The 25,900-nt window shown below is 71.7% G+C and carries 27 protein-coding genes, 2 tRNA genes and 1 other RNA gene; 11 read left to right on the top strand and 19 right to left on the bottom strand.

All coding sequences use genetic code 11. The annotated features are described in order from the left end of the window. Positions 1–47: 47 nt before the first annotated feature. The 3 genes from Q0863_RS01730 to Q0863_RS01720 all read right to left on the bottom strand — a co-directional run bounded on the left by Q0863_RS01730 (position 48) and on the right by Q0863_RS01720 (position 1,919). Positions 48–1,034 (bottom strand): beta-ketoacyl-ACP synthase III, encoded by a 987-nt coding sequence (locus Q0863_RS01730; RefSeq protein WP_298573885.1) that lies wholly within the window; start codon positions 1,032–1,034, stop codon positions 48–50. Positions 1,035–1,149: 115 nt separating this feature from the next. Then, on the bottom strand, positions 1,150–1,344 hold the full coding sequence (gene rpmF / locus Q0863_RS01725) for a 50S ribosomal protein L32 (RefSeq protein WP_298573884.1): 195 nt from the start codon (positions 1,342–1,344) through the stop codon (positions 1,150–1,152). A gap of 65 nt (positions 1,345–1,409) precedes the next feature. Next, positions 1,410–1,919, bottom strand: coding sequence for a YceD family protein (locus Q0863_RS01720; RefSeq protein WP_298573882.1), 510 nt, complete (start codon positions 1,917–1,919; stop codon positions 1,410–1,412). A 134-nt stretch (positions 1,920–2,053) separates the two neighbouring features. On the opposite strand from Q0863_RS01720, the gene Q0863_RS01715 reads away from it, so the two are divergent. Together Q0863_RS01715 and Q0863_RS01710 are read left to right on the top strand one after the other, a co-directional pair. Continuing rightward, positions 2,054–2,413, top strand: a complete 360-nt coding sequence (locus tag Q0863_RS01715; protein WP_298573880.1) for a hypothetical protein — start codon at positions 2,054–2,056, stop codon at positions 2,411–2,413. A 3-nt stretch (positions 2,414–2,416) separates the two neighbouring features. Then, complete coding sequence (locus Q0863_RS01710; protein ID WP_298573878.1) at positions 2,417–2,995, top strand: Maf family protein; 579 nt, start codon at positions 2,417–2,419, stop codon at positions 2,993–2,995. Here the strand turns inward: Q0863_RS01710 and Q0863_RS01705 are convergent. After that, entirely contained in the window at positions 2,963–4,288 is a 1,326-nt protein-coding gene (locus tag Q0863_RS01705) for a hypothetical protein (RefSeq protein ID WP_298573876.1), read from the bottom strand. The genes Q0863_RS01710 and Q0863_RS01705 overlap by 33 nt on opposite strands. A 38-nt stretch (positions 4,289–4,326) precedes the next feature. Then, positions 4,327–6,180, bottom strand: coding sequence for a glycosyltransferase family 39 protein (locus Q0863_RS01700; protein ID WP_298573874.1), 1,854 nt, complete (start codon positions 6,178–6,180; stop codon positions 4,327–4,329). 76 nt (positions 6,181–6,256) lie between these two features. On the opposite strand from Q0863_RS01700, the gene Q0863_RS01695 reads away from it, so the two are divergent. The 4 genes from Q0863_RS01695 to Q0863_RS01680 all read left to right on the top strand — a co-directional run bounded on the left by Q0863_RS01695 (position 6,257) and on the right by Q0863_RS01680 (position 10,697). Next, positions 6,257–7,186, top strand: coding sequence for an AAA family ATPase (locus Q0863_RS01695; protein WP_298573872.1), 930 nt, complete (start codon positions 6,257–6,259; stop codon positions 7,184–7,186). Positions 7,187–7,257: 71 nt separating this feature from the next. Beyond that, a complete protein-coding gene (locus tag Q0863_RS01690) occupies positions 7,258–8,256 on the top strand; it encodes a DUF58 domain-containing protein (protein WP_298573870.1) in 999 nt (332 codons plus the stop codon). Continuing rightward, positions 8,243–10,189, top strand: a complete 1,947-nt coding sequence (locus Q0863_RS01685) for a DUF3488 and transglutaminase-like domain-containing protein (protein WP_298573868.1) — start codon at positions 8,243–8,245, stop codon at positions 10,187–10,189. The genes Q0863_RS01690 and Q0863_RS01685 overlap by 14 nt, the downstream gene beginning before the upstream one ends. A 22-nt stretch (positions 10,190–10,211) precedes the next feature. Next, complete coding sequence (locus Q0863_RS01680; protein ID WP_298573866.1) at positions 10,212–10,697, top strand: Slp/YeaY family lipoprotein; 486 nt, start codon at positions 10,212–10,214, stop codon at positions 10,695–10,697. 25 nt (positions 10,698–10,722) lie between these two features. Here Q0863_RS01680 and Q0863_RS01675 read toward each other — a convergent pair whose 3' ends face one another. From Q0863_RS01675 to dnaX, 4 genes are all read right to left on the bottom strand, one after another. Then, a complete protein-coding gene (locus Q0863_RS01675; protein WP_298573864.1) occupies positions 10,723–11,064 on the bottom strand; it encodes a histidine triad nucleotide-binding protein in 342 nt (113 codons plus the stop codon). A 150-nt stretch (positions 11,065–11,214) separates the two neighbouring features. After that, complete coding sequence (recR, locus tag Q0863_RS01670) at positions 11,215–11,805, bottom strand: recombination mediator RecR (RefSeq protein WP_298573862.1); 591 nt, start codon at positions 11,803–11,805, stop codon at positions 11,215–11,217. Between the two features lie 103 nt (positions 11,806–11,908). After that, complete coding sequence (locus tag Q0863_RS01665) at positions 11,909–12,229, bottom strand: YbaB/EbfC family nucleoid-associated protein (RefSeq protein ID WP_298573860.1); 321 nt, start codon at positions 12,227–12,229, stop codon at positions 11,909–11,911. 9 nt (positions 12,230–12,238) lie between these two features. Next, positions 12,239–14,020, bottom strand: coding sequence for a DNA polymerase III subunit gamma/tau (dnaX, locus tag Q0863_RS01660; RefSeq protein ID WP_298573858.1), 1,782 nt, complete (start codon positions 14,018–14,020; stop codon positions 12,239–12,241). A 146-nt stretch (positions 14,021–14,166) separates the two neighbouring features. On the opposite strand from dnaX, the gene Q0863_RS01655 reads away from it, so the two are divergent. Both Q0863_RS01655 and ffs read left to right on the top strand, forming a co-directional pair. After that, positions 14,167–14,259, top strand: a tRNA-Ser gene (locus tag Q0863_RS01655). Between the two features lie 209 nt (positions 14,260–14,468). Continuing rightward, an RNA gene (gene ffs / locus Q0863_RS01650) (signal recognition particle sRNA small type) lies at positions 14,469–14,565 on the top strand. 266 nt (positions 14,566–14,831) lie between these two features. Here ffs and Q0863_RS01645 read toward each other — a convergent pair. From Q0863_RS01645 to Q0863_RS01615, 7 genes are all read right to left on the bottom strand, one after another. Then, positions 14,832–15,380 (bottom strand): hypothetical protein, encoded by a 549-nt coding sequence (locus Q0863_RS01645; protein WP_298573856.1) that lies wholly within the window; start codon positions 15,378–15,380, stop codon positions 14,832–14,834. A gap of 231 nt (positions 15,381–15,611) precedes the next feature. Continuing rightward, on the bottom strand, positions 15,612–16,055 hold the full coding sequence (locus Q0863_RS01640; protein WP_298573854.1) for a molybdenum cofactor biosynthesis protein MoaE: 444 nt from the start codon (positions 16,053–16,055) through the stop codon (positions 15,612–15,614). A 76-nt stretch (positions 16,056–16,131) separates the two neighbouring features. Next, positions 16,132–16,377: a MoaD/ThiS family protein gene (locus tag Q0863_RS01635; protein ID WP_298575831.1), complete on the bottom strand. Its 246-nt coding sequence runs from the start codon at positions 16,375–16,377 to the stop codon at positions 16,132–16,134. After that, entirely contained in the window at positions 16,374–16,862 is a 489-nt protein-coding gene (gene moaC, locus Q0863_RS01630; protein WP_298573852.1) for a cyclic pyranopterin monophosphate synthase MoaC, read from the bottom strand. The genes Q0863_RS01635 and moaC overlap by 4 nt, the downstream gene beginning before the upstream one ends. Before the next feature lie 34 nt (positions 16,863–16,896). Continuing rightward, positions 16,897–17,919 (bottom strand): GTP 3',8-cyclase MoaA, encoded by a 1,023-nt coding sequence (moaA, locus tag Q0863_RS01625; protein WP_298573850.1) that lies wholly within the window; start codon positions 17,917–17,919, stop codon positions 16,897–16,899. Beyond that, on the bottom strand, positions 17,916–18,674 hold the full coding sequence (locus tag Q0863_RS01620) for an MBL fold metallo-hydrolase (protein ID WP_298573848.1): 759 nt from the start codon (positions 18,672–18,674) through the stop codon (positions 17,916–17,918). Before Q0863_RS01620 ends, moaA begins: the two co-directional genes overlap by 4 nt. Positions 18,675–18,720: 46 nt before the next feature. Further along, positions 18,721–19,479, bottom strand: a complete 759-nt coding sequence (locus tag Q0863_RS01615; RefSeq protein ID WP_298573846.1) for a 3-deoxy-D-manno-octulosonic acid kinase — start codon at positions 19,477–19,479, stop codon at positions 18,721–18,723. A 19-nt stretch (positions 19,480–19,498) separates the two neighbouring features. Here Q0863_RS01615 and Q0863_RS01610 point away from each other — a divergent pair, with 19 nt between their 5' ends. Further along, the gene (locus Q0863_RS01610) at positions 19,499–20,554 is read left to right on the top strand and encodes a glycosyltransferase family 9 protein (protein WP_298573844.1); all 1,056 of its coding nucleotides are present in this window, start codon (positions 19,499–19,501) and stop codon (positions 20,552–20,554) included. A gap of 240 nt (positions 20,555–20,794) precedes the next feature. On the opposite strand, the gene Q0863_RS01605 is transcribed toward Q0863_RS01610, so the two are convergent. Then, a complete protein-coding gene (locus Q0863_RS01605) occupies positions 20,795–21,202 on the bottom strand; it encodes a DUF6165 family protein (RefSeq protein ID WP_298573842.1) in 408 nt (135 codons plus the stop codon). A gap of 121 nt (positions 21,203–21,323) precedes the next feature. On the opposite strand from Q0863_RS01605, the gene Q0863_RS01600 reads away from it, so the two are divergent. Further along, positions 21,324–21,414 (top strand) — tRNA-Ser (locus Q0863_RS01600). A gap of 420 nt (positions 21,415–21,834) precedes the next feature. On the opposite strand, the gene Q0863_RS01595 is transcribed toward Q0863_RS01600, so the two are convergent. Further along, a complete protein-coding gene (locus tag Q0863_RS01595; RefSeq protein WP_298573840.1) occupies positions 21,835–24,291 on the bottom strand; it encodes a glycoside hydrolase family 9 protein in 2,457 nt (818 codons plus the stop codon). Positions 24,292–24,395: 104 nt separating this feature from the next. Beyond that, on the bottom strand, positions 24,396–25,349 hold the full coding sequence (xerD, locus tag Q0863_RS01590) for a site-specific tyrosine recombinase XerD (protein WP_298573838.1): 954 nt from the start codon (positions 25,347–25,349) through the stop codon (positions 24,396–24,398). 42 nt (positions 25,350–25,391) lie between these two features. Here xerD and Q0863_RS01585 point away from each other — a divergent pair, with 42 nt between their 5' ends. After that, on the top strand, positions 25,392–25,871 hold the full coding sequence (locus tag Q0863_RS01585; RefSeq protein WP_298573836.1) for an RDD family protein: 480 nt from the start codon (positions 25,392–25,394) through the stop codon (positions 25,869–25,871). Positions 25,872–25,900: the final 29 nt, after the last annotated feature.

Below are 25,900 nucleotides of genomic sequence, written 5' to 3'. Positions count from 1 at the left end.
TGACCCGACGCGGATCGCGGACGCCGCGGCGCGGCGCCGCCGAACGGTCAGTAGCGCAGCAGCGCCGAGCCCCAGGTGAAGCCGCCGCCGAAGGCCTCGAGCAGCACCAGCTGGCCGCGCTGCACCTTGCCCGAACGCACCGCTTCGTCCAGCGCCAGCGGCACCGAACCAGACGAGGTGTTGCCATGCCTGTCGACGGTGACGATCACCCGCTCCATCGGCATTTCCAGCCGCTTGGCGGTGGCTTCGATGATGCGCAGGTTGGCCTGGTGGGGGATCAGCCAGTCGATGTCGTGACGGTCCAGGCCGTTGGCCTGCAGCGTTTCCTCGACCACCGAATCGAGCGCCTTGACCGCGTACTTGAACACGTCGCTGCCCGACATCCGGATGCGCACGCCGGCGTTCTTGGCGTTCTCGTCGAAGCCCACCGACACGCCCACCGGATTCCACAGCAGTTCCTTCTTGCTGCCGTCGGCATGCAGGTGGGTGCTGAGCACGCCGGTCTCGGCATCGGCCTTGAGCACGACCGCGCCGGCGCCGTCGCCGAACAGCACGCAGGTGGTGCGCTCGGTCCAGTCGACCATGCGGGTCAGCGTCTCGGCGCCCACCACCAGCACGGTCTTCGCATCGCCGCAGCGGATGAACTTGTCGGCGACCGACAGCGCGTACAGGAAGCCCGAGCAGGCAGCATTGACGTCGAACGCGCCGCATCCGGCGATCCCCAGCCGTTCCTGCAGCAGGCAGGCCGAGGACGGGAATACCAGGTCCGGCGTGGTGGTGCCGACGATGATCAGGTCGAGCTCGTCGGCACGGGTGCCGGCCGCCTCGAGCGCACGCGTGGCCGCGTGGTACGCGAGGTCCACGGTGGTTTCGCCTTCGGCGGCGATATGGCGCTCACGGATGCCGGTGCGCGAGGCGATCCACTCGTCGCTGGTGTCGACGATCCTGGACAGGTCGTCGTTGGTCAGCACCTTGCTGGGAAGGTAGCTGCCGGTCCCGGCGATACGTGAATAGATCCGCGCGCTGCTGCTCATCTCGTGGACGGCCCTCGGGTCGAAGCGGGCGGCCCGCGACGCCGGCAGCCGCGCGGACGCGGACACGGGGTGCGGGCCGATGTCGCCAGGCCCGCATGCGGGCCCGGACGCTGGGTCAATCCTCGTCGACGACCTTGGTCTTCGGCTGGATCACCTGTTTGCCGCGGTAGTAGCCGTCGGCGGTGATGTGGTGGCGCAGGTGGGTCTCGCCCGTGGTCGGGTCGGTGGCCAGCTGCTTGGCCGTGAGGGCGTCGTGCGAACGACGCATGCCACGACGGGACGGGGTGACGCGGGACTTCTGCACAGCCATGGGATTGCTCCAGGAACGATTCGGTTGTTGCTACTGCCGGTTGCGCCACGGGGGCGCGAACCGCTTCATTGTTTCTTCTTCAGCGCGGCCAGGCCGGCGAAGGGATTGGTACGCTCTTCCTCTTCCGCGGACACCGGCCAGTCGCGCTCGACCGCCTCGGAGCCCGGCTTCACCGGCACCACTGGAATGGCGAGGATGAGTTCGTCCTCCACCAGGTCCAGCGGCCGCAGCATGCCGTCGGCGTCGACCAGCAGCGGCTCGTAGCCACCGGGCAGGCCGGCTTCCTCCTCCTCGTCCCGGATCAGCCCCAGCCGCTGCTCCAGCTGCACCGGGAACAGGAACCGCTGCAGGCTGCGCTGGCATTGCAGCGGCAGCTCCGCGTCGATCTTGAGTTCCAGGTACGGCACCCGCAGCGCGTCGCAATCGAATCCCAGTGCGAAAACCACTTCGCCCTCGGCGTCCAACAGTGCGTCGCGCAGCCTCGGCAGCGCCGCCAGCGCGACCCGGCCCTTGAACTCCCGCCGCGCGGCGACCATCCGCCAGGCGTCCAGGATTTCGGGCAGTTCGGCGGACATAAGCTGTAGGATTTTAAAGGTCGAAGTCCCCCCTGTCAAACCGCCCCATGGCGGGCAAGCCGTTGTGCGGGCAGGGAATTTGCCCGGCGCCGCGACGGCGGGCAGACTGCCGTCCAGTCCGGGGGAGTGCCATTGTGACCGTTCTTGTCCTGTCTGTGCTGGTCGTTGCCGCCGCAGCGGCCCTGACCGCATGGCTGCGCAGCCGCGGCAGCCGCCGCAACCGCGCCATGGCGCAGCTGCTCGACGCCGCCGACGCCCTGGAGGACCGGCTGCGCACCGCGCGCTCGGAAATCGAGGCCATCGCCGGCGACGACCACAATCCCGTGCGCGAGGCGATGCAGGAGATGCTGCGCCAGCGGCTGTGGCTGCAGCAGCACGGCCAGTCCGCGTCGCTGGAGCAGCTCGACAGCGTCCGCGCCTCGATCGACGCCGCCCGCGACAGCATCGACACGCAGCTGATGCAGATCGAGCGCGCCCGCGCCTCGCTGCACTGAGCCATGTCCCGCGACCTCATCCTCGCCTCCACCTCGCGCTGGCGCGGGCAGCTGCTCGAACGGCTGCGCCTGCCCTTCGATACGGTGCACCCGGAGGTCGACGAGACCCCGCATCCGGCCGAGCCGCCGGCAACCCTGGCCCTGCGCCTGGCGACGGCCAAGGCCGACGCCGTGGCCGGGCGGCATCCGCAGGCGGTGGTGATCGGCTCCGACCAGGTCGCCAGCTGCGACGGGCGGCTGCTGGGCAAGCCGGGCTCGCGCGAGGCCGCGCTCGCGCAGCTGCGGGCGATGTCCGGGCGCGAGGCCGTGTTCCTGACCGCGGTGGCGGTGGCGGGACCCGGCGTCGAAGCCGGACAGGCCCTGGACACCACCGTGGTGCGCTTCCGGCCACTGGGCGACGACGCGATCGCGCGCTACATCGACGCCGAACAGCCCTGGGACTGCGCCGGCAGCTTCCGCTGCGAGGGTCTGGGCATCACCCTGTTCGAGGCCATCGAGACGCGCGATCCGACCGCGCTGGTCGGCCTGCCCCTGATCGCGACGGCGCGATTACTGCGCGCGGCCGGCTTCGTCCTGCCCTGAGCGATCGGCCGCGGCGGGCGTGCGATCGAAGGGCGCGAAGCCGCGTTCGCGCAACGCAGCCAGGTGCCCGTGCGCGGCCCCGGCGCGCCAGCCGTAGGCGGCGTCCATCACCGCAGGATCGACGTCCGGGTAAGCGGCCAGGATCTGCGCCGCATGGCCTTCGGCGCGTCCGTGCAGCTGCCGCGCCTGTTTGGCCATGTGGACGCCATTGGCGAGCAGGAACACCAGCAGCACCGACAGCAGCGGCCGCACCCAGCGCCGCCAGGCCGGCTGCGCCTCGCGCCAGGCCACCAGCATCGCCCCGGTCCATCCGAACCAGAACATCGACGAGAAGCTGACGTAGCGGGTCACGAAGGCGTGGTCGGTGCCGTGCGCGTCGGCCCGTCCCAGCGCGGTCAGCAGCGCGCAGCCGAGGCCGAACGCCATCAGCGCCAGCCACGGCAGCAGTGCCGGTTGCCAGCGCCGCGCCGCGGCCCAGCCCGCGGTGGCCAGCGCGATCGCCGCCCAGACCGGCGCGGCCGCGGTAGCCAGTCGCGACACCCCGCCGCCCAGGTAGTTGAGGACGTAGAGCACCGTGGTTCCGAGGCCCGGGAACGTGCCGCCGACGGCGGCCCGCCCTACCGACAGCCAGGCCAGCAGCGCCACGGCGGCGGCCAGCCAGGGCAGCGCCAGCAGCAGCCGCTGACCGTGCGACAGCCGCGGATGCAGCGCCACCAGCCCCAGCGCGACCGGGAAGGCGGCGAGCGTGGTCGAAAAGCCGAGCACGCCCACAGACGCCAGCGCGACGGCCAGCAGGTTGGCGGCCATCGACAGACCGGGGCGCGTCAGCAGTGCGATCGCGGCGACGGCGCCCAGCGTGCTGATGAACACCGCGACCTGCCAGCCCCACTGCAGGTTGGCCAGGTGACCCGGGTGCAGTGCGATGAGCAGCAGGACCATCAGCCATACGCCCTGGATCCTGCCGGAAGGCGCCGCGCCGGCGATGCGCAACAGCACGACCGCCTGCACCAGCAGCAGGGCGAAGCTCGCCAGGCAGTCCAGCCACGGTTGCCCGCCCGAAGCCCAGGTGGTGGCCAGCAGCACCGCATAGGCGGCCACGTGCAGGTGGCTGCCGTCGTGGACCTGCCAGAAGGCCGAGGACGCCAGCGTTCCGTCCTGCCAGGCCTCGTACATCGGGACCAGGTCGATGTGGTCCCAGAGCATCATCGGCAGGTGCCAGGCCATGGTGCCCGCCAGCAGCAGCGCGGCCAGTGCGGCGAACGCCATCCACGCGCGTCCCGGGATCGTCGTCATCCGGCCCTCTTCGTCCTGCGGATTCCGCGCGCTGCGCGTCATTCCCCGAGCAGTTCCACCGGCTGCCCGGCGAAGCGCTCCACGCTGCCGTCCTTGCCGGCCACCTCGAGTCCCAGCCAGTAGCGCCCCGGCGGCAGTGCGCTTGCATCGATCGTGGCGCGGAAGCCCACCCGCGGCTGTGCGGGATCCTTCGAGCGGCCGCCGTAGAAGCGTTGCGGCCAGTCGTCCTGCAGCCCGTATTCGGCCTGCGCCACCACCCGCCCGTCCAGCGTCAGCGAAACGCGCTCGACGCCGGCCACGTCCTTGATCGCCCAGCCGGTGGCCTCGAACTTCGCCGGCAGCCGCGCCCCGGCCTCCGGCGTGTTGAGATGGGCGATCGCCGGCGGCACGCATTCCGCGTCCGCCTTGCCGTCCGCGCTGCCCTCGAGGGCGAACAGCAGGAATCGCCTGCCGCCGCCGTCGGCGTCGACCACCTGCGGCGCCGGCAGCGCGCCGAAGCGGCGGCACAGTGCCTGGTAGTGGTCGAGCAGTTCGCTGAGCTTGACGTCGCTGGGAGACACCACCAGCAGCGCCGGCCCCTCGCTGCCGGTCCGTCCGTCGTACTCCAGCCCCCAAAGCTGCAGTTGCGGCGCGCGGCCATGGGCGCGATTGAGCGCATGCGGCAGCACCGGGATGGACGCATCGCCCAGCGCGAAGCCAAGCTCGGCGCCGACCTTGAAGTTGTCCGCCACCACGCGCGTGCCGTCCGGCATCCCGGCCCGCGCCTTGCGCACCGCGGTGGCCAGTTCGTCCCAGCCCGAGAAGTTCTGCGGATACCACTTGCCGGCGGCGCTGCGCTCGCGCAGGTCCGGCGACGACACCGCGGCGTAGTAGCCCAGCATCGCCAGCATGCCGACCACCGCCATCGCCCAGGTGAGCACCCGCAGCCAGCGCGGCCACGCGGCAAGCACCAGCGGCAGCAGCGGCAGCAGCGCGACGTAGCCGGGCAGCGGCCAGTGGAAGCTCACCCGCTCGGTGTCGGCGAAGAAGCCCAGCAGGAAGAAACCCAGCACCACGATGCCGCCCGACAGCGCCAGCAGCCGCAGCCCGTCCCTGTCGTGGCGGCGGAAGCGCCAGGCGCCGACCAGCAGGGCGACCAGCAGCAGCGGGGTCACGAACGCCGCCTGGATCGGCACGAAGTCGATGCCCTCGCGATGCAGCGCCCACGGGTGCCGGTCGACAAGCTGGAAGCGCAGCCCGGCTTCGGCGTTCTCGATGTTCCAGGCCAGCAGCGGCATCCAGGCCGCGGCGCCGAACGCGACGGCGATGATCACGCGCGGATCGCGCAGCAGTTCACGACCGCGCGCGAGCAGCAGCAGCGCGACCAGGCCCGCGCCGATGGCGGCGATGAAGCGGTAGTGGCTCAGTGCGCCGATGGCCAGGCCCAGCGCCAGCTGCACCGCGCTGCCGTAGCTGACCTGGCGCAGCATGCGGGTCAGCGCATCGAGGCAGAACAGTGTGGCCAGCGCCATCAGCACGTCCGGCAGCGCAAGCACTCCGAGCGTGGCGAACAGCGGCAGCACCAGCGCGCCACAGCCCGCGATCCAGGCCAGCTCCGGCTCGGACTCGCGCCTTGCGATGCGCACCACCAGCCACGGCAACGCGGCGGAGACGACGACGAACAGCGAGCGTGCGGCCAGCACGCTGTCGCCGAACAGCTCACCGCCGAGCCGGATCGTCCACGCGGTCAGGCCCGGCAGGTCGGAATAGGCCCAGGCCAGGTGCTGGCCTTCCTGCCAGTAGAACGCCTCGTCGACGAACAGCGGCAGGCGCGCGGCCACCAGCAGCTTGGCGATCACCACGCAGGTCCACAGCGCGATGAACGCCGTCCGCTGTCCGTTCCGTTCCTGCATGCGCCGCAACCCCGTACACTCGAAATCCGCCTGTCCAACGGAGAGCGTCGTGTCCGCCGCCATCCACCAACCCGCCATGCTAACTGACCAGGATCAAGAGGCGTTGACGGCAGCGCAGGCGCAGGTCAACAGCCTGGTGCTGGGCAAGGCGCGCGAGGTGCGGCTGGCCTTCGTCGCACTGCTGTGCGACGGCCACCTGCTGATCGAGGACCTGCCCGGCCTGGGCAAGACCACCCTGGCGCATGCCCTGGCCGCGACGCTGGGACTGGGTTTCCAGCGCGTGCAGTTCACCTCCGACCTGCTGCCTTCGGACATCGTGGGCGTGTCGATCTTCGATGCGCAGGCGCGCCGCTTCGAGTTCCACCCGGGCCCGGTGTTCGCCAACGTGCTGCTCGCCGACGAGATCAACCGGGCGCCACCGCGCACCCAGAGCGCGCTGCTCGAAGCGATGGCCGAGCACCAGGTCACCGTGGACGGCACCACCCACCGGCTGCCCGAACCGTTCTTCGTGATCGCCACGCAGAATCCGGTGGACCTGTCGGGCACCTATCCCCTGCCCGACTCGCAGCTCGACCGCTTCCTGCTGCGGCTGTCGCTGGGCTATCCGGACGAGACCGCCGAACGCGCCCTGCTGGCGGGCGAGGACCGGCGCGGACTGATTGCGCGCGCCACGCCCCTGCTCGGCGGCGACGACGTGGTCCGCCTGCGCCAGGCGGTGACCGCCGTGCATGCCAGCGAGGCGCTGGTGGGCTACGTGCAGGCGCTGCTGGCGCGCAGCCGGCACGCGCCGGGCGTCCGCGTGGGCCTGTCGCCGCGCGCCGGCATCGCGTTGCTGCGCGCCGCGCGCGCCTATGCGCTGCTGCAGGGGCGCACCAGCGCGACGCCTGCGGACGTGCAGGCCCTGTTCGGCGCGGTGGCCGCGCACCGGCTGGTCCCGGAGATCGAAGCGGGAAGCGACGGCGCCGCGCTGGCGATGTCGATCCTGCAGGACGTGCCGGTGGACTGAGGCGGTCGCGCCATGGCAGCCGACGTCCCCGCTTTCTTCCCGGCGCCTGCCGCTGCAGGTGGCACGGGCCCGTGCGCCCGGCCGGCGCGCTGATGCTGCAGCGGCTGCGACGGCGGCTGGACGCACGCTTCGACGCCTGGACGCGCAGGCGCACGCCGGCCTCGCTTCCGGTGCGCTTCGACCGCCACCGCATCTACGTGCTGCCGACCCGCTTCGGCCTGTTCTTCAGCCTGCTGCTGTTGACCATGGGCGCCGGCGCGCTCAACTACAACAACAATCCGGCGCTGCTGCTGTGCCTGCTGCTGGGCGGTGCGGGCATCGCCAGCCTGCTGCAGGCGCAGTTGCAGCTGAGCGGGCTGGAGATCCACGCGATCGGCGCCGAGCCGGTCGCCGCGGGCACGCCGCTGCAACTGCGCGTGCACGCGCGCGCCGACGCCGGGCGCGAGCGGCGCGGACTACGCCTGGAATGCGCGGGCCAGGCCACCCGCATGACCCTGGACAACGGCGCCGGTGAAGCCGACCTGGCGCTCGCCACCAGCGTGCGCGGCTGGCTCGATCCCGGACGGCTGCGAATCTCGACCACGCGCCCGCTGGGCCTGGCACGGGCCTGGGCCTATGCGTGGGCGGATGCGCCGCTGCTGGTCTATCCCGCACCCGAGCCGGCCGGGCCGCCGCTGCCCGCCGGACAGGGCGAACACGCGCAGCCGCGGCTGACGCCCAGCGGCGACGACGTGCACCACCTGCGCGAATGGCGTCGCGGCGACAGCCTGCGCGCGGTGGCCTGGAAGGCCTCGGCGCGGCGCGATGCGCTGCTGGTGCGCGAGTTCGAACAGCCCGCCGGCGCGGACATCGTGCTCGACTGGCAGGCGCTACACGCATTGCGCCATGAGGATCGCATCCGCCGGCTGGCACGCTGGGTGGACGAGGCCGAACGCGAGTCGCGGCGCTACCGCCTGCGCCTGCCCGGCCAGCCCGAACTCGGTCCCGCCCATGGCGCCGCGCACCGGCACGCCTGCCTGCGCGCGCTGGCGCTGCTGCCACGCGAGGGAGGGTCCGTTGCCGCGTCCTGATCCGGCGCCGCTCACCCGCGCCAGCCGCCACTGGGCCCTGGCCGCTGCGGCCGCCTGCCTGCTGCCGCTGCTGCCGCAGCTGCCCGTGGCGGTCGCGGCCGGCTGCGTCGGCGCTGGCCTGCTGGTCGCGCTGGCCTCGCGTCGACGGCCGCTGCCGGCGTGGCTGCGCATCGTGCTGGCGCTGTGCCTGTTTGGCGTGGTGTTGTCGATGTCGCGCTTCAGCCTGGGGCGCGACACCGCCTGCGCCCTGCTCGCGGCGATGCTGGCGATCAAGCCCGGCGAACTGGCCTCGCTGCGCGATGCGCGCAGCCTGGTGGGTTTCGCGCTGTTCGCGCCGTTCTCCACCTTCCTGCTCGACCAGGGCCCGCTGTCGCTGGCGCTGGGGCTGGTCGGCGCGATCGTCGCCCTGGCCGCGCTGGCGCAGCTGGCCGAGCAGGAGTCGGGGGAAACGGCGCGCACCGCGCCGCGGCGGCGCGTGGCGATCGTGGCCAGGCTGCTGCTGATCGGGCTGCCGCTCGCGCTCGCGGCATTCTGGCTGTTCCCGCGGCTGGGATCGCCGCTGTGGGGCGTGCCCGAACGCGCGCTGGCGCGACCCGGGCTGTCCGACGAGATGGCGCCGGGCGAATGGCTGGAGCTGATGAACGACGACCGCCCGGCGCTGCGCGTGGACTTCCTCGGCCCGGCGCCGCCGCAGTCGCAGATGTACTGGCGCGGGCCGGTGCTGATGGATTACGACGGGCGCACGTGGACGCGGGCGCGGCGCCTGCAGGCGCTGCCGCCAGCCGCGACCACCCGCGTCCCCACGCGCTGGAACTACGAGATGGTGCTGGAGCCGACCGACCGGCGCACCGTGGTCGCACTGGAGCTTCCCGGCGCCGCGCCGCAGGGCGCGCGGCTGTCCTGGGACTACACGCTGGAGGCAGGCGCACCGATGAATTCGGCGACGCGCTGGCGCATGGACGCCGCGCCCGCGCGCAGCTTCGAGCCGCGCCTGCTCCCGTTCGTGCGCGACAGCGCGCTGCGGCTGCCGGAAGGATTCAATCCGCGCACCGTCGCCCTGGGGCGGCAATGGCGGCGCGAACTGGGCGGCGCCGGCGACGCGGCCATCGTCGAGCGCGCGATGGCGATGATCCGCGCCGAGTTTGGCTACACCCTGTCCACGCCGCTGCCCGGCCGCCACTCCGCCGATGAGTTCCTGTTCGAATGGAAGCAGGGCTTCTGCGAGCATTTCAGCTCGGCCTTCGTGATCCTCATGCGCGCGGCCGGCGTTCCGTCACGCGTAGTGACCGGCTATGCCGGGGGCTACCGCAATCCGATCGGCGGCTACTGGATCGTGCGCAACTCCGATGCCCATGCCTGGGCCGAGGTGTGGCTGGACGGCCGCGGCTGGGTGCGCGCCGATCCCACGGCCGCGGTCGCGCCCGAGCGCATCTACGACACCATCGACGATCGCGCCGGCGGCGGCTTCGCCGGCCTGCCCGGCGTGGTGCCGATGCTCGACCTCGGCGACTGGCTGCGTCGCGGCTGGAACGACCTGGTCCTGGGCTTCGACGCCAGCCGGCAGATGGCGATGCTGCGGCCGCTCGGCCTGGACGGCGCCGGAATGCGCGGGCTGGTGGCGCTGTTTGCGGCCTTTGCCGGCCTGGCCCTGGCCTGGATGCTGTGGCTGACCGCACGCGCCGAACGCGGCGGCGACGCCGTGGTGGCGGCATGGCGGCGGCTGGGCGCCCGCTACGCGAAGCTGGGGCTTGCGCGTGCGGCGCACGAACCGTCGCTGCAGTGGGCCAGGCGCGTGGCGGCGGCGCGTCCGCGCGACGCCGACGCGCTGCTGGCGCTCACTGCGCGTTTCGAAACCTGGCGTTACGCTCCACGCAGTGCCGACGCCGATCCACGCCCGTTGATCCGCGCGCTGCGCCGGCATCGCCCCGCATGACCCGACCCACGGAACCGCCACGATGACTGTCCGCCTCCTGCTTCCCGCCACCGCGGCCCTGCTGCTGGCCGCCTGCGCCTCCCAGCCGAAACCGCTGCGGGGCGACTTCAGTCCGATCACGCCGCACGCCGCGGTCGAATCCGACGCCACCGGCCTTGCGGTCCGCTGGGGCGGGCGCATCGTCCAGGTCGAGCCGGGACCGAACGAGACCTGCTTCGAGATGATCTCCACCCGCCTGACGTCCACCGGGCGTCCCTGGTGGGGCAGCGACGACAGCAACGGTCGCTTCATCGCCTGCCGCGCCGGCTTCTACGACCCGGCGGTGTTCGAGGTGAACCGCGAAGTCACCTTCTCCGGCACCGTCAGCGGCTACGACACGCGCCGCATCGGCGAATACGACTATCGCTTCCCGAAGGTCGCCGCGGACGTGGTCTACCTGTGGCCCAAGCGCGAAGCGGTGCGGGTGATCAGCCGCCCCGAGCCGTGGCCGTGGTGGGGCTGGTGGTGATGGCGGCGCGCTGACCCGCCGGCGGCTACGCGCCGAACCCGCGCAGCGGCGCGCCGGCCAGCAGGTGCAGGTGGATCTGGAACACGGTCTGGCCGCCGTCGCCGTTGCAGTTCATGACGATGCGATAGCCGTCCTCGGCGAAGCCCTGCGCCCTGGCGTATGCGGCGGCCGCGATGGCGAGGCGGCCGACGATCTCCGGGCGGTCGGCGGGCACGTCGTTCAAGGTCGCGAATTCATCCTTGGGCACGAACAGCACGTGCACCGGCGCCTGCGGCGCGATGTCGCGGAAGGCGATAAGGTGCTCGTCCTCGAACACGATGTCGGCAGGAATCTCGCGGCGGATGATCCGCTGGAAGACGGTGGGCATGGCAACGCTCTAGATGGGTTGAGGTGAGGAGTACGCACTGGATGCGTGGAGTGACGTCCATCCGCCGACCGTGCGCCCGGCACCGGATCCAGGCCGCAATGGCCAGCGCCTGGCGCGATCCTCGTTCCGGATCACGGACCGGCGATCCGCTCAGGCCATCTCGCTGCGCGAGCCGAACGCGTGCGACAGGGTGCCGCGATCCACGTACTCCAGCTCGCCGCCCAGCGGGACGCCGTGGGCCAGCCGGCTGGGCTTGACCTGGTGCTGGCGCGCCAGCTGGGCCAGGTAGTGCGCGGTCGCTTCGCCTTCGACCGTGGGATTGGTGGCGATGATCAGTTCCTGCACCTCGCCCTCGCGCAGGCGCGCGTCCAGGCGATCCAGGCCGATCTCGCGCGGGCCGATGCCGTCCAGCGGCGACAGCCGTCCCTGCAGCACGAAATAGAGGCCGCGGTAGCCGGTGGCCTGCTCGATCGCGAGGCGGTCGGCGGGCGACTCGACCACGCACAGCTGGTGCGCATCGCGCGAGGCGCTGGCGCAGGTGGCGCAGACCTCGCTCTCGCTGAAGTCGCGGCAGCGCGTGCAGTGGCCGACCCGCTCCACCGCCTCGGCCAGCGCCGCGGCCAGCCGCCGCCCGCCGTCGCGCTCGCGCTCGAGCACGTGGTAGGCCATGCGCTGGGCGCTCTTCTGGCCGACGCCCGGCAACACGCGGAAGGCTTCGATCAGCTGTTCGAGCAGGGACATGGTGTCGGGTTCACGGCAATGGCCGGGCGGACCGCTGCGACAGGGACCACCACGCCGCGCGCCCCACCGGCGGCGGGCAGGAGCTGGCGCCCGGCCTGCAGGATCAGAACGGCAGCTTCATCCCGGGCGGGATCGGCATGCCGGCGGTGGCGCCGGCCATCTTTTCCTTGGACGCTGCGTCGATCCGGTTGGAGGCATCGTTGAAGGCGGCCGCGATCAGGTCTTCGACCATCTCCTGGTCCGACAGGATGCTCGGATCGATGCGCACCTTGCGGCATTCCTTGGCGCCCGACAGGGTCACGCTGACCATGCCGCCGCCGGCGCTGCCGGTGACTTCGAGCGCGGCGATCTCCTGCTGCACGCGCTGCATGTTCTCCTGCATCTTCTGCGCCTGCTGCATCAGCTGGGCGATGTTTCCACGCATGTCGTGTTCCTAGGCTTCGTCGAATGGTCGGATGGAATCGGGAACGACCCGGGCCCCGTGCTGCCGCATCAGCCGCTGCACGTTCGGATCGGACAGGAAGTCGCTTTCCGCCGCCGCCTGGCGTTCGTCGCGCTCGCGCGCGGTGCGCGCATGCAGGGTTTCGCCGGCGGCCGCGGCGACCTCGTCGAACCGGATCTGCGGCGCGGCCCCCAGGCTGGGCGACAGCGCATTCGCCAGCTGTGAAACCAGGAACGGCGCCTTGAGATGGTCGTCGCTGGCCGGCAGCGAGAGGCGCAGGACGCCGCCGCTCCAGTCGATGAAGGACGCATGCGCCGCGAGTTCGCGTACCGGTCCGCGCAGCCCCAGGTTGGCGATCAGATCGACCCAGCCGGCGCCGTCCAGCGCCACCGGCGCGGTCGGCGCTGCGGGCCTGGCCGGCGCAGCAGGCGGAGCGGGCGCAGGGGGCGGTGCAGGCGATGCGGGCGCTTCGGCGACCGGCTCCGCGCCCGGCGGCGGTGCGGGCCTGGCAATGGCCGCAGGGGCGGCTTCGCGCTGCGGTGCGGACGCCTCGCGTGGTGCCGCGTCCTCGCGCCTGGCAGGCGCCGAGCGCGCCAGGTCCGCCTCCAGCGCGGCGCGCGCCGCGGCGGCCGCGCCGCGTTCGCCACGCGCCGGCGCGGCACCGGCCACCGGCGCCGCGGCCTGCTGCCCGCCTTCGGACGGACGGAACGCCAGCATGCGCAGCAGGCTCATCTCGAATCCCGAACGCGCGCTGGGCGCGATCGGCAGGTCGCGGCGGCCGTTGAGCGCCATCTGGTACCACAGCTGCACGAGTTCGGGCCGCAGCGTCGCGGCCAGCGGCTCGATGTCGACGCCGTCGGCCTCGCCCGGGCTGCCCGGCACCAGTTGCCTGACCTGGATGCGATGCAATGCGCCGGCCAGCGCGTCCAGCACCCCGGACCAGTCGGGCGAGAACTCGGCCAGGGCCTCCACTTCCGCCATCAGCCGGGCGCCATCGCCGGTCGCCAGCGCTTCCAGCAACGTGCCGACGCGGGTCCGGTCGACGGTGCCGAGCATCGTCGCCACGCCGGCATCGGACAGGTTGCCGCCGGTGTAGGCGATCGCCTGGTCGAGCAGCGACAGGCCGTCGCGCAGGCTGCCGTCGGCCGCGCGCGCCAGCTGGCGCACGGCGCCAGGCTCGACCGCGATGTTCTCGGCCTCGAGGATCTTCGCGATCTGCCCACCGATCTGCGCCTCGTCCAGCCGCTTGAGGTTGAACTGCAGGCAGCGCGACAGCACCGTGACCAGGAGTTTTTCCGGGTCGGTGGTCGCGAACAGGAACTTCACGTGTTCCGGCGGCTCCTCCAGCGTCTTGAGCAGCGCGTTGAACGCCGGCTTGGACAGCATGTGGACTTCGTCGATCAGGTAGACCTTGTAGCGGCCGCGCGAAGGCATGTACTGCGCGTTGTCGATCAGGTCGCGCACGTTGTCGACGCCGGTGTTCGAGGCCGCATCGATCTCGAGCAGGTCGATGTAGCGGCCGGCGTCGATCGCCAGGCAGGTCTCGCACTGGCCGCAGGGATCGGCGCCGGTGCCCTTCTCGCAGTTCAGGCTCTTGGCGAAGATCCGGGCGATCGTGGTCTTGCCCACGCCGCGGGTGCCGGTGAACAGGTAGGCGTGGTGCACGCGGCCCGAATCGAGCGCGTTGCTCAGCGCCCGGACCACGTGTTCCTGGCCCACCAGCTCGGCGAACCGCCTGGGGCGCCACTTGCGGGCGAGGACGAGATACGACATGCGCCCATTGTGCCGCGCCGCGCACGAGTTTGCCTGCCCGGATGCGTCCGTTCAGGCCTCGGAGCACCGCTTGGTTGTGGTGCGGCCGCGCCACCGCTAGAATTTGCGCCCCTGCTGCGACTGGAAGCCGCCTGCCGGGACCTCACGGAGAGGTGTCCGAGTGGTTGAAGGAGCACGCCTGGAAAGTGTGTAAGCGTCTAAACCGCGCTTCGGGGGTTCGAATCCCCCTCTCTCCGCCAGTTTCAAGTGGTTAGATGGTTCGGGTCGCGTGAGTTTCGCCGGCGACACCGGAGAGGGGGTGAGAACCCCCGGGTTCGACAGGCCGCACAGCGGCCTGCACGGCGAAGCCGCCCGAAGGGCGAGGCGCGCAGCGCCGAGTGAATCCCCCTCTCTCCGCCAGTTTCAGGTTCACGGGCCGCGCGTTGCGCGGCCCTGTTCTATGGTGGCCCCGTCGGCCCCTCGCGACGCTAGGTCGAAAACCCCGCCAGGGCCGGAAGGCAGCAACGGTATCGATCGACGCGGGTGCCGAGGCAAGCTGGCGGGGCCATCACCCTTTCCTGTCCCTATCCTGCGCGCGAAAAAGCCGGCGCTTTGTTGTCGTGGCCCGTGGCGACGGGTTCGTCCTCATGGCGGCGAACGGTGTGGTCGGGCGCGGTATCGATCGACGCGGGTGCCGAGGCAAGCTGGCGGGGCCATTACCCTTTCGGCAACCGGACTTCGCGCGAACGGCCGGGCGATTCATTCTCCCGGCCCCGTCGCCACGGGGTCGCTCCACGGCCAACGGGCCGCGACTGTCCCGCACCCGGCGCGCTCAGCGTTCGCCCGACGCCAGTTCCACCTGCGGCAGACCGTCTTCCTGGCTGAAGACGAACGCGTACGACAGGCGCAGCGCGACCGGTGTGTCGATCGAATCGGGCTCGGCGCAGGCGTCCTCCGCCGCACGGCCGTCGGGCGTGCGGCAGACCAGCGCAGGATCGAACCGCCACCGGCGCACCGACGTCTCGAGCGCGTCGGCGAAGCGCGGCGCATGTGGCCCGGCGCCCGGGCAATCTTCGTCCTGGCGGTGCCCGACCCCGGTAACGACGCCGTCGGCGCCGATATCCACGTCGACGCACAGGGTCAGTGGCGGCAGCCGTTGCGCCAGCAGGTCGGGCGGATACGCCGGCATCTCCGATTGCAGCAGCAGCGGGAACACGAAGGCCTGGCTCGGATCGAGCTGCATGCGCGAGGCGCCGGGCGGTGGCGGCACCACGGCCACGTCCACGCTGGCCACCGGTTCGGGTGGCTCGACCGGTGTCGAACGACAGCCTGCCACGCCCGCCACGCACAGCACCATCCACAGACCCGTTCGCAACCGCATCCCTGCCTCCTGGTCCCTGTCCGCGACCGATCCTACCGGACCAGATGCAGCGCGCGCGACGGCCTGTCCATCGACCAGGACTCCAGCGGGCCAATGGTCGGTATGGACCATGGCCGCCCGGCCTACGCCGCCTATCGCGAAGGACACACGTCAGCGCGACGGACCTGCGATCACGCCAATCGGCCTCGCCCCCCCGGGGGTTGCCCTGTGATTCCGCCCGTGGCGACGGTATCAGTGGCCGGAGTCGGAAGGGTCGGCCTGGCGCGGATGCAGCCAGTCGGCATCGCCATCGGCATAGCGCTCGTGCTTCCAGATCGGCACGCGCGACTTCACCTCGTCGATGATCCAGCGGCAGGCATCGAACGCGGCGCCGCGATGCGCGGCGCTGACGCCGACCCACACCGCAAGCTCGCCGATCGCCAGTTCGCCGATGCGATGCACGCAGCAGGCGTCGATCGCCCCGAACCGGGCCAGCGCCTCGTCCACGATGCGCCCGCCTTCGGCGTCCGCCAGTCCGACGTAGGCCTCGTAGCGCAGGCCGCGCACCGGGCGTCCTTCGTTGTGGTCGCGCACCCAGCCCTCGAAGGCGGCGAAGGCACCGGCCTGGTCGTGCAGCAGGGCCTCGCGCAGCGGCGCAATGTCGAACGGGGCGTCTGCGATGCGGAAACGCGTCATGCCGCCCGCCGGTCGCGCAGGCGCGCGTCATCCGCCCCGACCCGCATCGGGTTCACTGCGGTCATGCGGTCCATCCTCATCCTCCGGACACCGGCGGGATGAACGCCACTTCCGCGCCCTCGCGGACCGGATCGGCCCAGCGGGCGAAATCGCCGTCCACCGCCACCCGCAGGCGCTCGACCGGCAGCGCGAAGCCATGCCGGTCGCGCACCTGGGCGTAGAGCGCAGCCAGGTCGGCCGCATCGGTCTCCAGCGTCTCGGAGGCGGCACCGGCGGCGTCGCGCAGGCTCGCGAAGTACAGCAGCGTCACCCTTGCCATCAGCCGGCCTTCCCGAAATCGCGCTTGCCGCCGCGCTTGCCGGCCAGCTTCGCCGGGCCCAACACGATCGCGTGCGACAGCGCCTTGCACATGTCGTAGACGGTGAGCGCGGCGACGGTGGCGCCGGTCAGCGCCTCCATTTCCACCCCGGTGCGATGCGTGGTCCTGACCAGGCACTCGATGCGCAGATCGCGTTCGCCGTGCCAGTCGATGGCGATGCGCACGCCGTCGATCGGCAGCGGATGGCAGAACGGGATCAGTTCGTGGGTGCGCTTGACCGCCATCGTGCCGGCGATGACCGCGGTATCGACGATGCCGCCCTTGGCGCTGCGCAGGCCCGAGCGGCGCAGCTGCGCGGCCACGTCGGCGGGAAAGCGCACGCGGCACTCGGCCAGTGCCTGCCGCGCGGTGACCGTCTTGCCGGAAACGTCGACCATGGCCGGGCGGCCCTGGGCATCCAGATGGGTGAGTGTCTTGCCTGTCGCCATGGCGCCATCGTAGCCGCTCGGCCCGCCCGCGGGCTCATCCGCCGACCAGGAACATTTCCACGTGGCGTCGCTGCGCACGCGCGCTGCCGCGCAGCTCGCTATAGCGGTCGGCGCGTTGCGACCAGATGTCGGCGAGCCTCTCCGCGAGCGCGGCTTCGCCCTGCACCAGGGCCGGGCGCAGGTCCAGGCCCTGCGAGGAGAACAGGCAGGTGTACAGCTGCCCGTCGGCCGAGACGCGCGCGCGGTGGCAGTCCCCGCAGAACGGCGCGGTCACGGAGCTGACGAAGCCGACCTCGCCGCCGCCGTCGTCGAAGGCATGCCGCTCGGCCACTTCGCCGCGGTAGTTGGCGTCGAGCGCGCGCAGCGGCCAGCGCGCATGGATGCGGTCGCGCAGCTCGGCCGACGGCACCACGCCCTCGCGCCGCCAGCCGTTGCAGGTGCCCACGTCCATGTATTCGATGAAGCGCAGGACGTGGCCGCTGCCGCGGAAATGCGCGACCAGCGGCAATACCTGGTCGTCGTTGACGCCGCGCTGGACCACGCAGTTGATCTTGAGCGGACCGAAGCCGGCCGCTTCGGCCGCGGCGATGCCGGCCAGCACGTCGGCGACCTCGCCGCGCCCGCCCGACAGCGCGCGGAACTGCTCCGGATCCAGCGCATCCAGGCTCACCGTGATCCGGCGCAGGCCGGCCGCGCGCAATGCCGCGGCGTTGCGCGCCAGCAGCGAGCCGTTGGTGGTCATCGCCAGGTCGTCGAGGCCTTCGATGCGTGCCAGCCGTTCGATCAGCCCGGCCAGGCCGCGCCGCAGCAGCGGCTCGCCGCCGGTGATGCGCAGCTTGGTCGCGCCAAGCCCCGCGGCCACGCGCGCCAGCGTTTCGATCTGGTCGAAGGACAGGCGCCCGGCGGCATCCAGGCCGTAGTCGTCCGGAATCCGGTCGGCCGGCATGCAGTAGCCGCAGCGGAAGTTGCAGGCCTCGATCACGGACAGACGCAGGTCGCGCAGCGGTCGCGCCAGCCGGTCCGCGAGCGCGACCGGAAAGCCGGGCTGCGCATTCATGCCGGCGCTCCGGGAGGCGCAGCCGGCTCCCCCAGCGGGAACGTTTCGCCCGGCAGTGCGACGCGATGGCCACGCGCGGACATCGCCTGGCCGTCGGCCGCGCTGGCGTAGTGGTACAGCACGCAGCGCGCCAGCAGCGACGGTGCGTATTCGCGCTCTAGGTCGTCGAGGCCGCTGTGCGAGGGATTGCCGTGCAGGCCGCAGTCGTGCGCGACGAGCTCGTCGCGGTCGGCGTGCCTGCGCAGCTGCTCCGGAATCGGCCGGGTATCGCCGGTCCACACCAGGCTGCCGGGCAGACGCAGGCCGAAGGCGGTGTCCGGCCAGTGGTGGCGCGCCGGGAACACCTCCAGCCGCAGGCCGTCGTGCCAGAACGCATCGCCCACCGGGATCACCCGGAACGCGTCCCAGAAGTTGGCGCCGCCCTCGGCCAGCACGTTCGGATACGCGCCCACGCGCTGGTGCAGCAGCGGGACCACGCTGGCCGGCACGTACACCGGCATCCGCCCGCGCCGCGCGGGATCGAAATATTCCGATACGAACAGCCGCTCGAATCCGCCGACGTGGTCGAGGTGGGTGTGGGTGATGAACAGCGCCGGCGGTGGCTGGCCGTAGTGGGCCAGGAAGGCGCTCAGGCCCTCGTTGCCGCAGTCGATGGTGAGCCAGGGCAGGCCGTCGCGTTCGATCGTCGCCATCGGCGAACCCAGTTCGACCGCCGAGGCGTTGCCCACGCCGTGGAAGCGCAGCGCCCAGCTCACCGCGCGAGGCCCGCGAAGACGATGTGGAGCAGCCGGCGCGCCATCTTCAGTTGCCGCGCGCCCAGCGCGCGTCGTAGGCCTTGCGCAGCCGGGCGAACCCGGCCTCCACCGCCACGGCCTCGGCCGCGCCGGCAACCTTGTGCAGGGACCGCAGCAGGCGCTGCAGGTTGCGCTCGCGCCAGGCGGTGGCCGGGATGTGCATGCGGCTGTTGTCCAGGTCGATCAGCCAGCCCTTGCCGCGGGCGTCGTAGAGGACGTTGTGCGCGTTGAGGTCGGCGTGGTCGAGACCCTCGCGATGGAAGCGCGCGATCAGCACCCCGGTGTCCTCCCACGGCGCGTCGGCAGGCGCCTCGCGCACCAGGTCGGCCAGCGAACGCACCTCGCGCAGGCGCTCGACGATGATCCAGGCCCGGTAGCTGAAGCGTCCGCGCAGGTAGCAGGCGGCGACCGGCTGCGGCACCGGGCACTTGCGCCGCAGCAGTTCGCGCAGGATGCGGAACTCGGCGAAACTGCGGGTGCGATCGGCGCCGCGCCAGAGGTAGCGGTCGCGGCTGAACTTCGCCGCCATACCGCCGCGCAGGTACTGGCGCAGCACACAGGGGCCGTGGCTGGCGTCGATGAACCAGGCGTTGCCGCGGCCGCTGCCGGTGACCGCGCGCGCGCGCATGCCCCACTCCTCCGCGTCGAACCAGCGCGGGTCCACTTGCCGCAACTGCGTGGAGTCGAACAGAATCGCCCCATACTCGCCGCTGCCGCGCGGATCGCGGAAGGGCGTCAGGCTCTCAGTGGCGTCGAACGCGACCATCCAGCGAGTCTAGCAAGCCGTGGCCCAACCTCCTCCCGTTCCGCGCTCGATCTGCCTGCTGCGCCTGTCGGCGCTCGGCGACGTGACCCACGTGCTGCCGCTGGTCGATACGCTGCGGTCGGCCTGGCCGGACGTCGCCCTGACCTGGGTGATCGGCAAGGGCGAACAACGCCTGCTCGACGGCCTGCCCGGCGTGGAGTTCATCGTCTACGACAAGCAGACCGGCCTGGCCGGCATGCGCGCCCTGCGCCGCGGGTTGCGCGACCGGCGCTTCGACGCCCTGCTGCAGATGCAGGTGGCGGCGCGGGCCAACCTGCTGTCGGCCTTCATTCCGGCGCGGCGACGGATCGGATACGACCGCTCGCGCTCCAAGGACCTGCATGGGCTGTTCATCAACGAACGCATCCCCGATCGCCCCGGCATCCACGTGCTCGACGCCATCGGCAGCTTCTGCGAACCGCTGGGCCTGCGCCCGCAGCCGGTGCGCTGGGAGATGCCGGTTCCGGCCGAAGCCCGCGAATGGGCGCGCGCACAGTGGCCCGAGGACGGGCGGCCGGCGCTGCTGGTCTCGCCCTGCTCCAGCCACGTGCGCCGCAACTGGTTCGCCGACCGCTACGCCGCCGTTGCCGACCACGCCGCGGCGCAGGGCTGGCGCGTGGTGTTGTGCGGCGGCCGCAGCCAGCTCGAACGCGAGTCCGCCGATGCGATCCAGGCCGCGATGTCGTCGCCCGCGCTGGACCTGGTCGGCAAGGACACGCTCAAACAGCTGCCTGCCCTGCTCGAACGCGCCGCGCTGGTGATGACCCCGGACTCGGGCCCGATGCACATCGCCAACGCCATGGGCACGAAGGTGCTGGGCCTGCACGCGGCCAGCAACCCGGCGCGCAGCGGCCCTTACTCCGACCGCCGCTACTGCGTCGACCGCTACGACGATGCCGCGCGCAAGTACCTGGGCAAGCCCGCCGCAGAGCTGAAGTGGGGTACCAAGATCGAGTTCGACGGGGTGATGGAGCTGGTCACGGTGGACGACGCCATCGCCGCGTTCGAGCGCTGCCGGGCAGATCACGGCGGATAACCCGGGGGATTGGTCTCCAGCACGCGCCTGCGGCGCATCCCCATCCCGGCCTTCCCCCGCACGGCGGGGGAAGGAGCACGGCGACGGAAACCATGTCTGCAGTGCGATCCGATGCAACCTGGTGCGAAACCGATCACCCGGCACGCAGCGCCGTGGCGTCGCGCGGGTGGTTGCCGTGCCGCTGCGGCGGGCCGTTTTGCCGGGGCGTTGTGCCGGGACCGTTGCCGGGTGTTGCGTCGCTCAGGCGCCCTTGCCGGTCCCGTAGTCCTGGTAGGACTTCTCCTCGACGTAGGCCGAGCCCAGGGCGAGGTTGATCTCCTTCTTGACCCGGGCGCGGATGTCGTTCTCGAAGTAGACGCTGCGCGCCAGGCGGATGAACTCCTCGTCGAAGGCCTGCGCCTTCTCCTTGAGGCGGATGTCGTCCTCGATCACCCACAGGCGCTCGTTCACCGCCTTGAGGTCGGCACGCAGGCGGGCGATGTCCTTGCCGGCGGCGGGATGCGCCATCCAGGTGTTCTCCAGCGCCGTCAGCTCGTTGCGTACGTTGGCGAGCTTGGCCGGATCGGTCATGCGCTCGGACTTGATCTGCAGGATCGCGATCTTGTCCAGCAGCTCGCCGAACGACACGGGCACGGAAATCTCGGACATGACGCGGTTCCTGCGGAAAATCGGGCCGGCCAGTCTACTCCGCGCCTTGTCCGGCGGCAGCCGCCCCCGTATGATTGCGCCCCCGGCGTTCAGCGCCGGGACCGCGCGACATCCGCATTCCGGGGAGGTGGCAGAGCGGTTGAATGTACCTGACTCGAAATCAGGCAGGCGTTTATAGCGCCTCGGGGGTTCGAATCCCCCCCTCCCCGCCAGATCCGCCAGAGCCCCCGCAAGGGGGCTTTTGCGTATTGGCGGCTTCGCCCGATCCGCCGGAAACCCCGGCCACCGGATCCCGCCCGGCGCCATGCGCGCCCGGACCAGGGTCAGGATCCGCGCGCGCCGATGCCGCGAATTGCCGGCCAGCGTCAGCTTCTGCGCGGGAAAGCGCGCTGCCGGTCGCAGTTCGGCCAGGCACGACTCCTGCTTGCCGTACCCGCGCCGTCAACAGCGGTGACGGCCCGACCGGCGACCGCAGCCATGAACCTACCCGATCTTCCCTTGCGCAAACTGGGCGAACAGGCCGGCATCGTGCTGCTGCGCGCGGCACTGGTGCTGGCGGTGGCGTTCGCCCTGCTCAACTCGCTGCAGGGCTGAGGCCGGCCGCCGGTTCCACCGGCCGGCCCCGTTGCCGGCTATTGACGCGACAGCAGGTCCTGGGCTGCGTGCACCAGGTGGATGTAGCTGGCGCCGAGGTTGATCACGTACTCGTTCTGGCCCCAGAAGAACGGCCAGTCCTCCTTGTTCTCCGGGAAATCGGGCTTGAGCACCAGCACGCCCGGCACGATGCCGCCTGCGATGAAGCTGAAGTCGGCCCGGTTCATGCCGTAGGCCACCTGCTTGGACTTCGCGCCGACCGCCGAGACGAACGAGACGTTCGAGTCCGGATGGGTGCCGTAGAGGTAGTTCAGCCCCTGCAGGGTCGGCTCGATGTCGAACAGGTCCGGGAAGGCCTTGTGCAGGTGGTAGTTGGTGTTGGCCATGCCGATGACCGCGCCGTTGCCGGCCCAGCCACCGCGGGTGATGAGGACGCCGTAGGGATTCTCGGCCACCATCCGCGCACGCTCGGCCTTGAAGGCTTCCGCGCGCGCGCGCACTTTCGTCGCGAAGGCCGCGTCCATCTTCGGCAGGGCCGCAATGGCCAGGCCGGCATTGAAGCCGAAGCGCGCGTCGATCGCCGGCCACAGCGCCTCGATGCGCGCGCCGTACTGCGCATCGCCGGTCGCGAGCAGCAGCTGCACCGCCGCGCGCAGTTCCTCGTCCTGCGGGTCGCCGCCGGTGGTGTTGCCGACGCGGAACAGGTTGGGCTCGCGCGCATGCTCGAACTCCCAGACCTTCTGCGCGGTGGCCAGGCACTCGTCGGCCAGCGCGTCGTTGTGGCCGCGCAGCGCGCGGCTGGCGGCGGCCAGCGCCGCGGCCGACCCGTAGTTGAGCGCGGTGGTGTTGGTGGTGAAGGCCAGGCGGTCGTCGCGGGGCGAGTCGGGATCGTTGGGGTCGTCGACCTTGCCGTCGGTCTTGCTGGCCGCGTCGCCCAGGTGGGTGTACTGGCCGAGGTCGGGCTCGACGATGCCCGGGATCGCATGGCCGAACACGCGGTGCTGGGCGATCAGCGCCAGCGTGCCGTGCTCGATCTGCTGCAGCATGTCCGGAACGCCGTCCGGACGATGCAGCTCGACGTGCTGCCTGTCCTGGTCGATCGAGGTCTCGTCGCGCTCGGGCCGGAACTGCTCCCATGTCTCCACCAGCGACAGCACCGTGGCGTAGTGGGTCTGGGTGCGGATGTCGTAATCGCCTGCGTCGAACCAGCCGCCGTAGTTCAGTCCGGGGATGTGCTCGCCCGGCTGGAACGGCGAATCCAGGTCCGGCCCCTGCCCGAACAGGTCGAAGTGTTCCTTGTTCGGTTCCACCTGGCGCGCATCGTCCATGTGCGAGCGGCCATGCCAGACGCGGTAGGCCTCGTTGACGAACATGTGGTCCATCTGCACCGGGAAGAACACGTCCAGGGTCGGCTGCCAGGCGTTCGCGTAGGCGTCGGCAGCGATGCGGAAGGCGTTGCTGCGCTGGCCGGCGGCCTCGATGACGTAGATGCCCGGCTCGCGCACATCCGAGAAATCGAAGGTGTAGTAGTCATAGCGCAGGTAGGGACCCCAACGCTCGGCCCTGGCGGCGTGCGCTTCATGTTCGCGGCCATCGGCGTCGATGCGCAGCAGGCGCGCTGTGCCGGGCGCGGCGGCGCGGCGGTCGGTCTCGAGCACGGCCACCTTGCGCTGCGCGGGGTGGTAGCCCACCTGCGAATGGCCGATCACGGTCGGCCGCGTCCAGCCGGGGACGGTATTGCCTTCTAGCGTCCACTCCAGCACCACGCCGGTCTTGCCGGCCGGCAGCAGTCCGCGCACCACGTACCAGCCGTTCTGCGCCTGGTTGCGGCCGTCGAAGATGGCCAGCTCGCCGCTGCCGGCGGCGATCGTGACGCGGCGCTGCGGGTCCTCCGGGGCCAGGGTCAGGCTGCGTCCGGAGGCCATCGGCAGCCGCACCGGCGTGCCGTCGCTGCCGCGGGTGGTCGGCCCGGCCGGATACAGCGGCAGCTGGCCGCTGCCGGTGTCGGTCACCCAGGCCTTGCCCCAGTAGGCCGACGGCAGGAACTCGAGGTTGAAGCCGGCCTTGCCCTCCAGCGCGCGCGGCAGCGGCCTGTCGAACACCACCTGCAGCTTCACCCCCTCCCCGGCCGGCGAGACACGGATGTCGTACTCGAAATCGTGCGCGGCGTAGCCCAGGCGGGTGGTGACCGTGCTGGTGCGCGCATCGACCTTGCGATCGACCATCAGCGCCACCGGATCCCACTGCTCCGGGGTCGGGCTCAGGCGCACGTCGCCGTTGGTCGCGGTGCGCACGCCGTGGTGGATCAGCTCCACGCCGGCGTGCTTGGCATCGCTGAACAGCCCGTCGTAGTAGTTGTTGAAGGCCAGCACGTCCAGCCCCGGCTTGCTGAAATACTCGAGCTCGTTGAGCGCGGGCGGCGCGGCAAGCGCCGGCCCCGCCGCCGCAAGCGCAAGGGCGGCGGCAAGCAGTCGGCGACGGGCTGGATACGGCATGTGCGGAGGCTCCCCTGGAAAGAGTGTTAACGCTAACATTCCATGCCGGGATTGCTTGCGGCAGCGCAGCATCGAGCGCCACGCGACTGGCGACCCGGACGCGCTCAGCCGCGCGGGTGGTGGCGGGCGTGCAGCTGCTTGAGCTTTTCGCGCGCCACCAGGGTGTAGATCTGCGTGGTCGACAGCGAGCTGTGGCCCAGCAGCATCTGCAGGGCGCGCAGGTCGGCGCCGTGGTTGAGCAGATGGGTGGCGAAGCTGTGGCGGAGACCGTGCGGGCTGAGCCTGGACGGGTCCAGGCCAGCCGCCGCCGCGGACCGCTTCACGATCGCCCAGAACCGCTGCCGGGTCGGCGGCTCGCCCGAGGCGGTGAGGAACAGCGACGGCAGCACCCGCCTGCCCGCCAGCAGCGGCCGCGCCTCGGCGAGGTAACGTTCCAGCCAGTGCTGCGCCTCCTCGCCCAGCGGCACGAGCCGTTCGCGGCCGCCCTTGCCGGTCACGCGCAGCACGCCCTGCCGCAGGTTCACCGCGGTCGCCGGCAGCCCGACCAGCTCGCTCACGCGCAGGCCGCAGGCATACATCAGTTCGAGCATGGCGCGGTCGCGCAGGCCGTCGGGCGTTTCGATATCGGGCGCCGCCAGCAGCGCCTCGACCTCGCCCTCGCCCACCGCCTTGGGCAGGGAGCGCGGCAGCCGTGGCGGGTCGATCAGCGCGACCGGATCGTCCGCGCGCAGGCCGCGCCGGCGCAGGTGGGCGAAGAAGGCACGCAGCGCGGTCAGCAGGCGGGCATTGCTGCGCGCCGAATAGCCGTCGGCGGTGCGCGCGGCGAGATAGTCGAACAGCGCCGCGCGATCGACCGCCGCCAGTCCGCCGCCGCGCCCGTCCAGCCAGCGCGCGAGCCCTTCCAAGTCGCGCCGATAGCTGTCCAGCGTCTGCCGGGCGACGCCGCTTTCGGCCCAAAGCGCGTCGAGGAAGCCGTCGATGGCATCGCCGTCGGCGGCGCGCAGCGGCGGCCGCTGAAGGCTGCGCTGGCGACGTTCGGCGGGCGTGGTGCTCGGCATCGGCGCAGCTTAGCCGACGCCGCCAGCCGCTATCCTGTGCCGATGCACGCCAAGCCCGCAGACCACGCCGCACCCCAGCAGCAGCCCGCCCTCATCGGTCGCCGCCTGCTGGCGCTGCTGTACGACCTGTTCGTGGCGGTGGCGCTGTGGTTCCTGGTGGCGGTGCCGTTCGTGCTGGTCGACGTCGCGCTGAGCGGCGATGTCCGCCACAACATCGGCCCGCTGAGCCTGCTGCAGTGGCTGCTGTGGCTGGCGTGCTGGGGCGTGACCGGCCTGTATGCGACCGTCAGCTGGCGGCGCGGCGGCCAGACCCTGGGGATGCGGCCGTGGCGGCTGCGGGTCGTGTCGATGGACGGCGGCGCGCCGACGCGCGCGGCCACGTGGCGGCGCTACGCGGTGGCGACGCTGTCGCTGCTGGCGGCCGGCGCCGGGTTCTGGTGGGCCTGGTTCGATCGCGACCGGTTGACCTGGCACGACCGCGCCGGCAGGACGCGGGTGGTGCGGGTGCCGAAGGGCCGGTGAGTCGGGCCGGCGGGACCGTCGTCCACGTG

Source organism: uncultured Luteimonas sp. (assembly GCF_947492465.1).
Classification (GTDB): Bacteria; Pseudomonadota; Gammaproteobacteria; order Xanthomonadales; family Xanthomonadaceae; genus Luteimonas.
Note: the sequence above shows the minus strand (reverse complement) of the source record. Positions and strands in the feature narration are given on the sequence as shown.